Source organism: Paenibacillus sp. FSL P4-0184 (genome assembly GCF_038004625.1).
In the GTDB taxonomy this organism is placed as follows: Bacteria; Bacillota; Bacilli; order Paenibacillales; family Paenibacillaceae; genus Paenibacillus_AQ.
In genome coordinates this window covers 2,832,119-2,846,623 of the sequence record NZ_JBBORN010000001.1, presented here as the reverse complement: position 1 = coordinate 2,846,623, position 14,505 = coordinate 2,832,119, and the positions used below count along the sequence as shown (strand labels likewise).

The window sequence follows — 14,505 nt, the reverse complement described above, 5'->3', positions numbered from 1 at the left end:
AATGAATAATAACTCTTTACGCTCATTTAAATGGGTGAGCGGCGGACTTGCTTTATTTATACTGACAGTGCTTGTACTGCTGCCACTCCTGCTCATTTTTTGGACCAGTATCTATCCCAATGAGCAGTTGGATATAGCCGCGCCACTACGAACCATTATGAGTAGTCATGACCTGGTTAAGGTACTGCTGAATTCTATAGGGCTCGGGGTAAGCGTTATTCTACTAACTACGCTATTTGCACTACCTCTGGCCTGGATTATGGCTAAAACGGACTTAGGGCATCATAACTGGTTGGATGTTGTGCTGCTTATCCCGTTTATGACTCCACCATACATTGGTTCAATGGGTTGGATGTTGTTTATGCAGACAGGCGGGTATATGGAACAGTTTCTGCCCGCATCCTCCGTGCTGACGCCGTATTTCTTTAGTTATGGAGGGATGGTGCTGATCATGAGCCTGCATTTATTCCCCTTCCTGTATTTACTGCTGCGTAATGCGCTTTTGCAGATCGGGGGCAATCTGGAGGAAGCAGCCTCTGTTCATGGTGCTCCGTTCTTTTATAGATTTAAAAGAGTAATCATTCCCTTGCTATTATCCAGCTATGGGCTTGGAGCTCTTCTCATCTTCGTCAAAACCATTGCCGAATTTGGTACCCCTGCGACCTTTGGTCGTAGGATCGGCTTTTACGTTCTGACCTCTGAGATCCATAAGTATATCTCTAGTTGGCCAATAGATTTTGGAAAGGCTACTTCACTAGCTTCCTTGCTGCTCGGAGTTTGTCTCGTCATGTGGTACATCCAGACTCTAATTAGCAGCCGCTTCTCTTATCGCTTAATAGGCGGAAAAGGGACTCGTACCAAACGTTATAAAAGTACTGGAATTGTAGGGGTTCTTAGTTGGGGATATGTTGTTCTATTACTTCTAGCATCTATCGGCATTCCTTATTTCTCAATCATAACAGCCTCATTATTAAAGCTGCGAGGAGAAGGCGTATCTTGGAGCAATTTAACCTTAAAACATTATGCAGAGCTGCTATCACCGGGTTCTCAAGGTCTTGAGGCCTTATTAAATAGCTTCACATTAGCCATCGTTGCTTCTAGTATCGCGGTTATTCTTGGGACTTGGTTTGCCTTAACTGTAGGAAAAGGAGCTACATTCAAGCAGAAAATTACAGATCTATTCAGCCTACTTCCCAATACAGTTCCTGGAATTGTAATTGTAGTAGGGCTAATCCTGCTATGGAATGCTCGCTGGATGCCTATTCCGCTCTATAATACCTACTGGATGGTTGTGCTTACCTATGTTGTACTATTCATCCCCTATACTGTTCAGTATGTAAAAGCGAGCTATGGGCAGATCGATTCTTCCCTTATGCAAGCGGGACAAGTATTCGGAGGAAGCAAGCTTTATGTGTTCCGCCGTATCCTGCTCCCACTCATTCTACCGGGGATGGTGGCTGGATGGATGATGACCTTCACCATTTCCAATCGGGAACTGGTAGCCTCCTTACTCATTCTTCCACCTTCAATGCAGACCTCGGCGACCTTTATTTTTGCCCAGTTTGAACAAGGTGCAGTAGCGATGGGGATGGCCATGGCAGTAATCTCTGTCGGCGTTACCACTATATTACTACTAGTATTAGAATATTTAAGCCCAGATAGAAAGCGGAGACAACGATGAGCACACTAACGATTTGGGGAGGGGCCGGAGAGCATGGCCGTTCCTCCTATCTTTTGCAGGACAAAGATGGGCAATCTGGTATTCTACTCGATTGTGGTGTCAAAAAAGAAGGCCCAGGTGAATACCCCCTGCTAGATACAGACATCATCCCACATTTGCAGGCAGTGTTTCTGTCCCATGCGCATGAGGATCATTCCATAGCACTTCCCCTACTATATAAGTACGGATATTCAGGTAAGGTATGGACAACGAAAGCTACCGTTAAACAGCTTCCCGATTATTTCGAAGCTTGGGATAAATATGTGGCTGCTCAGTCCGCATCACTACCTTATGAAGAAATAGATAAGCAATCTATCCAGTTCATGTATTTGGAGGAGCATATCCCCCCTCAGACTTGGCTGAGGATTGCACCTAATCTTCGTGTACAATGGGGGCGAAGCGGACATTTAGCAGGTTCGGTTTGGCTGATCCTCGAATGGGACGGAACAATCGTATTTTTCTCAGGGGATTATACGAAGGAGTCGCTGCTGCTCATGGCAGATTCACCAACGATTATGGAAGCCGGAGCTAAAGATATCGTCGATCTATCCATTATCGATGCCGCATATGGCGCGGATCCTGATGAGCAGCTTGTAAAGTTACAGCAATTAGAGTCAGCGATCTGTAACACTCTGCAAAAAGGGGGTTCAGTCCTCCTTCCAGTGCCTATCCATGGCAGAAGCCAGGAATTAATCGTATGGGCAAGCGAGTGTTTCCCGGATGATCAGCTGATCGTCGAAGAAGAGCTCATAGCACCTTTAAGAGGGTTGAGCGATAAGACCGAATGGCTGAAAGAGGGCGCTATTCAGTGCGTTGATATGCTTTTTAATAGAAAGAACTTGTGTATTGTATCTAATTCAGAGGAACGTGCAAAGGCATTGTTGAATCTCAAGAGCTCAATCGTGTTTACCAATGACGGAATGATGCAGTCGGCAAAAGCACAAGAGTATTTTCACCAGCTCTCTGCTTCTCCTGACAACCATGTGATTTTTACGGGACATTTGGCGGCAGGTAGTTTCGGGCACCGTCTCGTTAAACATTCTATAGTAGAAGAATCTAGCGAAACGAGATGTACAATCTCACTCATTCGCTATAAAGTCCACCAAGGCTTACCGGATATTCGAGAAATGCTCCAAACGGTTCCTAGCCGCCGGTCGGTGCTCGTTCATGCTCCCAAATCGCATATTGATCATGTCACTTCTATATTAGAAGGAGAAGGTTTTGCAGGGCTGTACTCTTTGCTGCCTGGAAGTACGCTTTCGTTCTGAAGCTTAACTATGTAATCTCGTAAAAAAACAATGGGGCTCTTCCTTAGGTCTATTCAGACTTTTTGGAACAGCCCTTTTTTTAATGATTCGTACCTATTATCCATTTACTCTTTCGTTGTCCCCGGGCGATCCTTAAAAGCTAGCTCAAACAACCCCGTCGCAGATAAACCAGCCAGCCCCCCAGCCCAAAGGCGAAGAACGATATCCAGATCGGTAAAAGGATACGCTGCCGCTCCGATGAGCAAGCCTATCAATAGTCCGATGACAGGGACTGCATTACGCGGGATGTTGATACTATTTTTGACCAATTGAACTAATGCAAGTACGAATACAGCTAATATAGAGGCAAATGCCATAACATCATCTAAAATCTCTCAAGTTTCCATGATAGATACCTCCTTAGTGAGTACTTTTAATCTCAACAGTCCTAGTGGCGGAATCATAACCCACCTGTGCACCTAGCGCTTCTGCAATAATACGAACAGGAACGTAGGTGATGCCTTTTTCAAGAACTCCATCTGCAACCTTAACCCCGTTGACCTTTACGACGGCAATAACATCACTTTTCAATTCTTCCTCCTCCTTCCGATTGATGACCTTGTACGCAGCCTCCACTGCAGATGTTGAGGGCTTTGCCCCTGCTCGTAGCTGAGTGAGCGTTAACCCAAACGCCATTTGAAAATGTGGGTAGTCCTTGAAGCTCGTCCAATCGCCTCCCCATTCGAATCCAAGTGCCTTGGCCTCTTTTACAACCTCCTGCCAATCTGCGATCTGGTTATTATTTCCGTCCAGACGCATATCCCAAGACACACTAGATCCATTAGGCAACAAAAGAGCAAAATCTACAGCTAGTCCATAATTGTGGTAGCTATACCCGCCACGCGCATTGGTGACAATCGCTCCAGGCTTGGTGCGACCTTGTGCATAGAGAGCATCTTGCTCGGCTATTGTGCGGAGGCCTTGCGTAATGAGAATGGGGATATTGAGTTTGTAGCAACGTTCGATTAGAGCAGTAGCAGCGGAACGGACTACGGGATGTAGGTTGGTTAGACGTTTACTTGATTTTTCTTTGATTTGGGACAATGTGAGCATCTATACCCCTCCTTTAAATAAAAAGGCAATAATAGCAAAGATAGTACCAGCCAGAACGTATTTAAGTAGATCAACAAACACTTTTCGTTCGCTCTTGCTGTCCGTCTGAGATTGTTGCAATAGCTGAAACACACGTGAGTCTAAAGTGTCCCAACGCCTCATAATCTCGTTAAATTGAATTTTCATTTCCACCGTCGATTGTTTAATTTGCTTCACATCTTCCTCATGGCGCGATTGTTTTTCTTTTAATAATGAGAGCTCAGAATTAAAACTAAGATATTCTGTTTCAAATCTAAGCAGCTCGTCTTGGATAACTGTAATTCTGTTTTCTACTTCTTCCACACGATACGCTATAGGCGCTGCTTCAGCATCGCCTCCTCCTGTATTTGCTCCCGCAATGGTCATATAACAACTCCCTTTAAATTGATAAAAAATAGCCCCCGAACTAGATTCGAGGGCAAAATAAAAACGCCAGCTATGGGGCGCTATCTCCAATAATCTCTATAGCTTGTTCAGTAGTGATTATCTTGGCGGTGACAAAAATTTGTACCTGATCGGTGTGTAATATCCCGCCACATATTAATGTTTAATCGTCGCATACCAGTTCATTAAGCTACACCTCCTTGTACAATCATTAGGAGCATGTCAGCCTTATCTTTCTCAGCCTGATCCTGCCTTGCTTGCACGTGTACCAACTCTAGCGACAAACCTGCATTGTCAACCTACAGCGTTTCCACCTTTTTAGTCAAAGGCTCGATGTATTGCGGTTCCTGCGGCTCTACAGGATCGACGTTTGGATCTGGATAGCTAAACTCTAACTTTCCCGTTTGAATATTCACACGGTATCCATTACATTCTCTAAAATCCTGCCCGCACTCACCATATTCAAGTTCTAAGCATCCTACAGTTTCGGTAACTCGCTCGGCTAGAACCTTATAGACTTTAAAGTCCTGCTCTTGCGTTGTCTCAACCACACTACCGGAACGTTCTCCGGTATCAACTAAGACGACTCCTGTTACTTTATCATAATAGATCTTTCTTCCTATTTCCATTTGAATTCTTCCTCCTTAACCCCATGCACTCCAATTGTAATCTACTTGTTGATACAGAGCATACCCAAGCCAGAATGAGCTATTAGTAAGTTCAAATATCGCCCCATAAAACTGACCATTAGTATTTACTATACCTCGTGTCCAATTCCCCATATCCGCACCCGCGGCGAATGTACCATTTGCGGTGCGATATACGATAACTACTTTAGGTCTAAATGCTAAACCTTCCACATATAAGGCTCCGTTTGAACCCACATTACTACTTACACCCTCGGCGTATAACTTAGGCTGTAAAGTACCCTGCACGCCATACACCCAAACACCATTACGTATATTTCCCGATTGGATATTCCCGTCTGCTCTTGCCTGCGCCACTGGTATTTGTATATCGGCAGTATTTGCGGTACCCCCTGGAGTGAGATACGCGCCCAAAGGTATCCTCGCCCATAAGTTATTCCCATCCCAAGCCGTGTTAATCGACGCTGTTGTCTGCCCCTTTTGAGCGATAGCGCCCGCCATCCCTAACACTGTTTTTCCTGCTAAAAGGTTCTGAGGTATAAGGTCAGGAGCTGCTGCACGTACCCAAGTATCGCCTTCATACGCTACCCGCGACATGCTCGGATTTGGTCGAACATATACGTAATTCTGAGTGTCTCCGCTCGTATACACGCCTACTGAGCTTTCAGTTGCGGTGTGGTGCCCTGTACCGCCTACGCCGTTATTCGCATTTCTTACTGGTATTGTGCCATTTACCACGCCGTTATTCTCGGTGCCGATCGTCTTACCCGCTAATACATCCGCAGCTGTAGCTGTTCCGTATTCACCTCCTCCCCCACTAGCTGCTAAAAAATCCGTCCCCACTTTACGGAATGTATAGGGCTTGCCAACGAGAAGTTTGCCAGCTGCAAAAGCTACGCCTTTTTGATCTTTAAGAGGTGTAGCTGCAAGTCCATTAACACTGAGCGTAGGGCTTGCCCCATTAGTGACGTGTGGAACGATAGTAATACCGAATCCATCCGGTGTTGTCGTAGGTGCTGGAGTAAGAACTGCAGTATAAGCTGTAGCTGTGCCGCTAGTTGCAGCATACCCCGGCTGACGAATATAGTCTGCTTTTGCTGCTGCGACAGCTGCGTCCGCTTTTGCCTGAGCACCAGTCGGGGTCTCTTTCGCATTCCATGCTGTCTTCTCCGTGTCAGTAACAAAACGATTACTCGCGTCTTGAGTAATAATAGCCGGTGGGTGAGTAGCTGGATGCACATAATTCGTTGCCCCCGCTGCAACACCCGCCAGCTTCGTTTTCTCAGCTGCGGTGTAATCGTTCGTGGACAGCTGTTTACCAGTAACTTTATCAACCTTGCTAGTAACGGCATTATCCAAGATGTCCATATTCCCATTTAAATCGGCAATATCAACGATATCTGTTCCCTCGGGCTTCTTTAATCCCAAATTTCCTGTGGTTTGCATGTGTCACTCTCCTATCTATAAGTTCTTAATTCGTTCCATATCTTACTGTGAGCATTCTCCCAGGTCAAAACCTTAACGGAGTCCCACCACGTATAGCTGAACACAAATTCATAAGCTAAATGTGCGGGTTTAATCTCTTCGATGATTTGAATCAACCCTGCCATATTCGGAGGTATGCCCAGTGTACTCACAAAATGAATCTCAAAACGGTACTCATCAGGCACTTCCTTAACTTCAACCACTCCACCCGAAAAGGCGGACGCCGTCCGCTGGATCATCTCCGGCGTTGTCGTCCCGTTTCCACGCAGCTTCGCTTTAATCATCTCTCGGCGTGTGGCATATGACTTAGATGAATCGATATTTAGTCCAAGCTCAGCTTCCCAACGTCCAAGGCTCACCGTTGCTGTTTCAACAAACGCCTGATCCAGTACATCTATAGTACCTACCTTCAGTCCACCAATTTCTAGCCCGATGGTCTCCTGAAGCTTCTCCATTTCACGAACATCCTTATAATAATGAGGCAAATACTGCATTAGATCAGGCGCTTCGACTTCTCCCGGATGATTCGAATCTTCATCTGCGGAATATTGCAATTCGCTGTATAAAGAGCTGCCGTAACTCATCCTCTACACCCCCTTCAGTTGATTCCAGGTTAGGGGCCCTTTGGGCAAATAATCATGTGTATGCGCCGCCGGAGGGAATACCGCTGGTTTACCCGCTACACCCGCCCAAGCTACACTATCCGCTTGTTGCGCGAAATCCACCTTGCCATTGTTATTCGTATCGTAAATGCTTTTCAGCATATCTCCGGTACTCTGCGCGGCTACCAGTAAGACATTACCAGCAGCAGAACCAATGTACAGCTTGCCACTGTCTGTACAATAGCCAAGCTCACCAATAGCCAGTGCTCCAATCGCACTTTCCAATCCGCGGCGTATTTGAATCAATGTCTTTAAAGCCATTGTCCCGCCCCCTAGAATGTTCCGCCATCAATACTGGCTACAGTAAGTCTATTGCCATTCGCTGCATCGTAAACGATACTGCTTCCATCCACACTTACGGCTACACCAGCCGAGTCCACGGTGATCCCTTTTCCAGCCGTCACCGCAATCGCGTCTGCAGTAACCGTGATCCCATTACCTGCACCAATATTCAACGTCACAGCATCGGCTTGACCGCCGCCGATCAGCCCGTTACCAGCGGTAATAGTCTGTAACGCACCACCTGTGCGCACCCATGCGCTACCGTTCCAGCTATAAATCTTCTGCTCATCATCGACGTAAGCGGTCCAGCCTACAGCCGGAACATAAAATACCCAAGCGGCAGATTGATATTCAACGATTTGATTCGTTTTCCCCACCCATGCCCCGGTTGCTCCAGCTGGAATAATATATCGATCACCCTCAACCGGACTGGCAGGTGGAGCCAGCAGGTTCTGATCTTTTACCGATGCTTGCGGTTCGATGTTATGCTTGGCCAGCTCAATTTCATTTTTAATCTTCTGCGCTGACCACAAGTCTGTAATCGTAGTCCCAGCATCATTGATCGTCCGGTGCTTAGTCACATCATCAATGTGAGTTTTAATCTCAGCCGCAGTCTTTACGTTCGTACCATCTGATACTTTGTTGATATGCCCCGCACTAATATCCGCTTTAAGCACCTTCGCATATGTTGCTCCATCAGCGATATCGTCGATTGTACCTGTCAGGTCGCTAAGCTTCTGCGCATTCACACGCCGCCAAGCTGCTCCATCATCAAAATATAAATATCCGCTATTCGTACCCGTAGTCACGTAATACAAACGGCCAACAGCTCCTGCAACCGGACGCGAAGCTTCTGGACCCGATAGCGCCCTGCCGACCATGGAATTGGAAGTACCATCACCAATATAGACTTCCTTAGTGTCATTACAAAAACCAAGCTCGCCCGCCTTCAACACGCCATAACTCGTTAGCTCAGCCTTTGTTCCCCGCTTTATTTGTATAGTCTGTGCCATTTTACACCTCTCTTCTAAATGATCCTCCGTCAATCTGACCCTTGCTCTTATAACGTTCTATTTCAGTTTGAACAGCAGTAAGACTTACCTGCAAACCGTTAATATCCTCTGCTTCCACCGTATCGCCAGGAGTTTCGTAAGTCACATACACCTCTGGCACATCAGCAAAAATCTTAATCAACCGCCGCCATGGCTCCTCATCCGGAAAAGACACCGTAAAATTACGTAACTCGATCCCGGAATACTGTGACCCTGTGTACACCGCGATGGTCTGATTATTGATGTTGTCATGCGCAAGCGCACCACTATACATGCCATTTACAAGCGGTAATCTTTCTTCAATAACATAGCTGCCACCGTTTGCTTTTTTATTAAGCTTTTCTTGAAAAATATCAATTTGCTCTGGATACCCCATACTACACCTCCAGTAAAACATTGCCGAACAACGGTACTTCTTCTTCGTTCAACATTACGTTGCCCGTTCCACCGTTCAGCTTCAGTTCACTGTAATCCGCAACTCCCTCAGTAGCTAGCAATAGTGCACCGATTACAGATTGGCTAATATAGGTTGCTGAAAAAGCCTTCTCTTTGCGATAGCTCTCAAGAATCGCCTTAAATTCTTCATTTACGGCTTGCAGCGCATAACCTGAAGCAAGGTTTACTTTTGCGCTTACACTAATACTTCTTCCCTTTGTCGAAGCCACAGTTACAACAGCACCTACGGGGGCTTGCCCCTCACCTGCACCTGAGACCGGATCAATGTAATGCTGAACCTTAGTCACCAACAGCTCAGAAGCAGGTTTTTTCTCAGCGTCCACAACAATCACCTTCACCGTCTTAGGACCGTTCCATAACGGAAAAACACGTGCACCTCCCACCCCCACAACCTGCATAGCCCACTCCATATAGTGATATTTATTGCCGCTAGTAGCTGGGCGTCTGGCTGAATCCAAATAACGCTGGCGTAGCGATTCATCACTTTCGGCGTTCTCTCCAGGGATCAGAAGAGAAGCTATTTCTCCGCGCGCGAGGTCTGAAATATAATCCACCGGCAGCAAAGAGCCAAAATATCGGTTTCCTTCTTCTCCAGCTGTTTCACTCTCCAAGCGATACACTCCAGGAGATAGCTTCTCCACAGCCATATAATTCAGCATATCGAGTGAGAAGCGGCTACCGAGAGGAACATCCACAAATCCCCCATCCGCTTTATAAAAAATTCCTTTTAGCTGCGCCTTGCTCGCTTCACGCCTTACAATTCCTGACCAGGAGATACTTCGCTCCAAGTACTCACCGGTAGCCGTATCTGCAAAATACAGATTATTATTCACATCCAGCTCAATGTACATTTGCGCCAGCTCTGCTGCTGCCGGAGCGAGCGCGTCATAAATGATGCTGCCCTCGCGTTTATCCAGACCTGACGGAACCCGGTCCAGCATCCGCTCTAAAAGAGCCTCATACGTTTGATCCTCATACATCCTCATTCCACTCCTTTCTCAGCTGAAAATTTCCGTAACGTGTGACCACCTTGCAGTCAAAAGTTAAGTTTTCTCCGGTAAAAGAAACCTCAATATTTTCTAAGCTAAGGATTCGTTCATCCTGAAGTAAGGCCTCATTAATGACACGTCTGATTTCAGCTCTGACCAACAGCCGATCCTTACCCAGAACCAGCTGCCACTCTGTTCCGTAATCCGAACTGTAAATCAGATGTTCAAATCTATCGGTTCGCAGAATTTTGGCCGCTGCCTGCTGCACTGCCTCAAGTCCATCCGCTTGGCCAGTGATCCTTTTTCTGTCCCAATCCATTCGGTAGGTTAGACTGGGGCTTTCCCCACGTTCAAGGTTGACCTCGCCTTCAAGAAGGGCTGTTATCGGTCCAGATTTTCCAATCGCAGGAATCATATCGGACTCACCAGCCGATCCAGAACAATATAGCTTTGTCCACCCTGCATCCGAACCATCAGAACCCGATCACCAGAGGCAAGTCCTCGACGCACTACCACTTCTCTACCCTCTAGCTCGACTTTACATTCCATTACCGATTCAGGCAGCACTAGCGCATTCCCCGATAAAATAAAACGTTGATCCACCTGGATCTGCAAAGGAGCTGCCTCCGTTACCGTCCCATAAGAAAAAGCCACGGGATTTGTATTTCCCACGGCTCCTAAGCTTGCTTTTTTTATAATATCCAACATCATTTCTACACCACCTTTATATCGAGGGACATCGTATGCTCCCCACCGGAAATCTTATGACTGCATTGATCCACCAGAAACACCTGAGTCTTAAATTCATCAAGCAGGACATAAATGAAATTACCAGCCCTTACGCGCATATCACCAATCGCCTGTACGGAGAGACTAAGCTTTTCACGGTTATGCATTTTTAGCAGATTATTTGCCTTCTCCTGAATTTGTGCAGCGTTCGCTTTGTCATCGGCCTTCTGATACAAGTGCAGGATACCCCAGCGTTTCACATTGTCCTTATCACTAACCGGAAAGAAATCACGCTTACCAGACTTCTCGTTATCCTTGTATAGAAAAATGGTGTTGTACGTATCATCATCAATACTTTTTTTGAGCGAATAATCGTACAAATAATGCCCCGCTCCCAACACCAGATTAAGCAGCATAGACTCTGGTTTTCGCAGCGTTAGCTTACCAAAGTCATCATAAAAAGCCATCAGCCGCCCCTTATACTGAAGCTCACTGCCGATCGCTCCCATAATGATGTCCAGCAGCTTTTTGTCATCTTCAATTAATGAGGGAATTCGGTACTCTGTATTCTCCAGCACACCTGTCTTCAGGCCGTAGTCCTTGGTTATTTTAGTAATAACATCGCTAGCCGTGACATCCTGCAAAACATAACTACCATTGCCTAGTAAATAACGAATCTGATCATAAGCAGTCAGCTTAATCTCCTGATCCGAGCCTGTATCAATGCTGAACACAAACCCGTAGAATACATCCACATTATCTTTGCTGAACTGAATAATATCACCGTTGCTGATGCTGAACTTGGGATGCTGATAGATACCACTGTCCACAAGTGTTAACTCTAGCGTTGATGGTTTGCCTGAACGAGCAGTTTTCCATGTAATATCGGAGACGATACCTGAAATATCCCATAAATGTCCTTCCTTATTCTTTACAAGTAGCTCCATAACAGCCTCCTACGGTAGCTTAATGACCTTACCGATTGGAAGCTTCCTCAGCTCACTATCTTTAATGCCATTAAGTTTCTGGATTTCTCCACACCTTTTGCCATCTCCAAGAATTTCTTTAGCGATTTTCCATAGATTGTCTTTAGATTTCATGATATACGTTTTAGGTTTGGGCTTTTCATTAGCCCGCTTCTGTTCTACCTTCACTTCATCTTTGACAACCTTAACTGCTACCGCTTGATAGAATACATACTTTTTGAGAGATAAAGAATATTCAATATCCCCTGATGTACCCGCACTGAGCTTCCAAGAGAAACCTTCAATACTCATAGCCATGTTCACACCGAAATCAATTTCTATGGATTTATCCTCACTAGTCGATGATTCCTTTAACCATTTCTGAGGGTTGTTTAGCTTCCCATCAGCTTTTTTCAAGTCATCAGCATAACTCACCCCAGAGAATACAAAACGAATAGGTCTGCGACTAGTCATCCACTTCTTAATCAGCTCCACATATTCAAAAGGTCTCTTCAACCCGTCCTCTTGCACCAATACGAACGGATATTTTTGTGCCGGAAAAATACTTTCAATTGTAATCTCCGTAAGCTTCGGATAAGCAATCGTATTGATTTCACCCAAATCTATAATGGTATAGCTTTTTCCATCCCCGCTCTCTTTGATCTCTAAGGTCTCCGGGTTGACTGGTAGCCGGAATGCTTCCGCCTGATTATTAAAACCAAGAAAAATCCCGTACTCTTCCACGTTACGTATACACCCCCTGCGCTGTAGAGACAAACTCTTCGTTCAGCTTTTGCCCGATCTTGTTGATAATCGTATCAATGTCTCCAGCATTGTTGATATTTCCAGTTGTTACCTGCACCGTCGGCGTCAGCTGCACAAAATTCTGGATCGCCTGAATCTCCGCCAGCTCCCTCAGCATTTTCAGATCATCGCTAGAGATGTCTACAGTGTCGTTGATGGAGTCGAGTTCTTTGACGCGGTTGACGGTGTTTAGATTGTTGCTTTGGTTGGCTAGTAGTCCTGTTGAATTCAGAGATTGTGCACTGCTAATCGGGTTCAACTTCTCCTTTACTTTATCCGTTGCATCGCGCCCTTTATCCATAAATTTGTTCATCGCATTCTTTCCTGTTTGACTGGCACTATTAAAACTATCTTTTAGATTAACGTACTCAATCTTCGGCGTCTTTTGTTCTGGAATATCGTTTAGAGTTGGAGCAAGTGTCTTAAGTCCTTGACGGTATTTATCGATCATATCACTTGCCGCATGAGGGATTTCTGGTTCCAGCATATCGACTTTTATCTCACTTATCCCCATCTTATCGAAGAAAGGAATATGACTTAAAGCTTCAATCATGGAATTAAATTTGCCGAGTACCCAATTGATTGCTTTTGCCATCACCTTCATGAAACCTCCAGCAAAGCCTTCTGCTCCCACCGTCATATTGTAAAGAACATCAAGGGCCCCCATAGCCAGGTCATAAAATAGTTGCTTCAAAAAATTAACGGCTTCATGAAAACTATTAACAATATAATCCCATGCGTAGATCGCTGAATTTTGTATAAAAATCCAAATGTTATCCAATACTGCGCCTAACCACCCAAAAGCCCCTGCTATAGCACCAACAACATCCCCCGCAGAAACACCTAACATCTGAAAAATTAAAATAAGAGCTCCAATAACAGCAATTACTACTAAAATAGGCCAGTTCGCTACCATCCATGCTGCTGCAAGCGAATACACCTGCACAATCATAGCTGCTAGATAGACAAATGCTATCGCTTCTAGGAACGGTTTAATCCAAGACCAGTTTTCCTGCACTACTCCCACCAGCCATAATATGCCATCGACTACCATACCAATCACATTAGCTATGAAGAGAAAACCATTAGCCATAGCATCTATAATCGGCAACAATTGGCCTGATGTCAGAGCTTTGTTTAAGGTATCCATTACTGGTCTCAGAGCACCCATTGCTTTCTCCCCAATTTTGCCAAGGGCAGCGTCTGTATTCTTATTCAGCGTATTCCAGTCTTCGATGTCTCCCGGCTTTGCTGCTTTTTTTACAGCTTTCTCCCCCAAAGACTTAACCGCGTTAAATGGTTTTACCACATCAGCCGTCTTAAGAAATTTCATAATTTTTGAGTCAGGGGACGGTGGAGTTGGTGGAGTTGGCGGTTCCTTTCGCAAATTAATCTTAGGAGTAGGGACCGGATCCGCCTTAACTTCAGGCTTTTTCTCCGCTTCCTTCTTTTTTTCCTTTGCTTTTAATCCCTTCCACCACTCTACCTTCTTCGCCTTTTCTTCTTCAGCCTTACCTAGCTGCTCACCAGGAGAGAGACTTAGCGTTCGAAGAGCCAATTGTTGAGATTGCCCTGCTTGTTGGCTTTGCTCAATAACTATATCCCTGGAAACTACAATTTTTGGAGGGAGACGTTTAAAGCCCTCAAGTAGAGTATCGTTGATGTCCTGCAAAGACTGGTTTACTTGATTTAGAGAACGACTCATTTCATCATTTGACCGCTTAACAACCACTTGCATTCCCTTGACCAAACGATTAACAATATCCAGATTACTGTTCAGACGAACAGATTGTTTATTGACACTCTTCCAAATCGCCAAGGATTTCATCGGTAGCATTACGGCTTTAGATGCTTCTAATTTCATTCATTCACCCCCTATCTCTTCCTCGCCTTACTCCGTGCCTGATCCCGCTTCTCCTTCTCCACACGAA

At 45.4% G+C, this 14,505-nt stretch carries 17 protein-coding genes; 2 read left to right on the top strand and 15 right to left on the bottom strand.

Annotated elements, in window-relative coordinates; genetic code table 11:
• Window position 1 precedes the first annotated feature (1 nt).
• Both MKY52_RS12420 and MKY52_RS12415 read left to right on the top strand, forming a co-directional pair.
• On the top strand, window positions 2-1,681 hold the full coding sequence (locus MKY52_RS12420; RefSeq protein WP_341051547.1) for an ABC transporter permease: 1,680 nt from the start codon (window positions 2-4) through the stop codon (window positions 1,679-1,681).
• Window positions 1,678-2,988, top strand: a complete 1,311-nt coding sequence (locus MKY52_RS12415) for an MBL fold metallo-hydrolase (RefSeq protein ID WP_341051546.1) — start codon at window positions 1,678-1,680, stop codon at window positions 2,986-2,988. The genes MKY52_RS12420 and MKY52_RS12415 overlap by 4 nt, the downstream gene beginning before the upstream one ends.
• Window positions 2,989-3,092: 104 nt before the next feature.
• Here MKY52_RS12415 and MKY52_RS12410 read toward each other — a convergent pair whose 3' ends face one another.
• The 15 genes from MKY52_RS12410 to MKY52_RS12340 form a co-directional block, all read right to left on the bottom strand.
• Entirely contained in the window at window positions 3,093-3,344 is a 252-nt protein-coding gene (locus MKY52_RS12410; RefSeq protein WP_341051545.1) for a holin, read from the bottom strand.
• 43 nt (window positions 3,345-3,387) lie between these two features.
• Complete coding sequence (locus MKY52_RS12405) at window positions 3,388-4,080, bottom strand: M15 family metallopeptidase (RefSeq protein WP_341051544.1); 693 nt, start codon at window positions 4,078-4,080, stop codon at window positions 3,388-3,390.
• Complete coding sequence (locus MKY52_RS12400) at window positions 4,081-4,485, bottom strand: hypothetical protein (protein ID WP_341051543.1); 405 nt, start codon at window positions 4,483-4,485, stop codon at window positions 4,081-4,083. It abuts the gene before it with no gap.
• A gap of 317 nt (window positions 4,486-4,802) precedes the next feature.
• Window positions 4,803-5,132 (bottom strand): hypothetical protein, encoded by a 330-nt coding sequence (locus tag MKY52_RS12395; RefSeq protein WP_341051542.1) that lies wholly within the window; start codon window positions 5,130-5,132, stop codon window positions 4,803-4,805.
• A 15-nt stretch (window positions 5,133-5,147) separates the two neighbouring features.
• Window positions 5,148-6,596, bottom strand: coding sequence for a hypothetical protein (locus tag MKY52_RS12390; protein ID WP_341051540.1), 1,449 nt, complete (start codon window positions 6,594-6,596; stop codon window positions 5,148-5,150).
• Between the two features lie 11 nt (window positions 6,597-6,607).
• Entirely contained in the window at window positions 6,608-7,219 is a 612-nt protein-coding gene (locus tag MKY52_RS12385; RefSeq protein WP_341051539.1) for a putative phage tail protein, read from the bottom strand.
• Window positions 7,220-7,222: 3 nt separating this feature from the next.
• Window positions 7,223-7,558 carry a hyaluronate lyase N-terminal domain-containing protein gene (locus MKY52_RS12380; protein WP_076300996.1) on the bottom strand — a complete coding sequence of 112 codons (336 nt, stop codon included), beginning with the start codon at window positions 7,556-7,558 and terminating at the stop codon, window positions 7,223-7,225.
• Window positions 7,559-7,569: 11 nt separating this feature from the next.
• Window positions 7,570-8,592, bottom strand: a complete 1,023-nt coding sequence (locus tag MKY52_RS12375) for a DUF2793 domain-containing protein (protein WP_341051538.1) — start codon at window positions 8,590-8,592, stop codon at window positions 7,570-7,572.
• A gap of 1 nt (window position 8,593) precedes the next feature.
• A complete protein-coding gene (locus MKY52_RS12370) occupies window positions 8,594-9,007 on the bottom strand; it encodes a phosphoglucomutase (protein WP_341051537.1) in 414 nt (137 codons plus the stop codon).
• 1 nt (window position 9,008) lies between these two features.
• A complete protein-coding gene (locus MKY52_RS12365) occupies window positions 9,009-10,067 on the bottom strand; it encodes a baseplate J/gp47 family protein (RefSeq protein WP_341051535.1) in 1,059 nt (352 codons plus the stop codon).
• Entirely contained in the window at window positions 10,060-10,491 is a 432-nt protein-coding gene (locus MKY52_RS12360; protein ID WP_341051534.1) for a DUF2634 domain-containing protein, read from the bottom strand. Before MKY52_RS12360 ends, MKY52_RS12365 begins: the two co-directional genes overlap by 8 nt.
• Window positions 10,488-10,784: a DUF2577 domain-containing protein gene (locus MKY52_RS12355; RefSeq protein ID WP_076301021.1), complete on the bottom strand. Its 297-nt coding sequence runs from the start codon at window positions 10,782-10,784 to the stop codon at window positions 10,488-10,490. Before MKY52_RS12355 ends, MKY52_RS12360 begins: the two co-directional genes overlap by 4 nt.
• Window positions 10,785-10,789: 5 nt before the next feature.
• Entirely contained in the window at window positions 10,790-11,752 is a 963-nt protein-coding gene (locus tag MKY52_RS12350; RefSeq protein ID WP_076300991.1) for an XkdQ/YqbQ family protein, read from the bottom strand.
• Window positions 11,753-11,761: 9 nt separating this feature from the next.
• A complete protein-coding gene (locus MKY52_RS12345; protein ID WP_076300990.1) occupies window positions 11,762-12,514 on the bottom strand; it encodes a LysM peptidoglycan-binding domain-containing protein in 753 nt (250 codons plus the stop codon).
• A gap of 1 nt (window position 12,515) precedes the next feature.
• Complete coding sequence (locus MKY52_RS12340) at window positions 12,516-14,438, bottom strand: hypothetical protein (protein WP_339243622.1); 1,923 nt, start codon at window positions 14,436-14,438, stop codon at window positions 12,516-12,518.
• Between the last annotated feature and the right edge of the window lie 67 nt (window positions 14,439-14,505).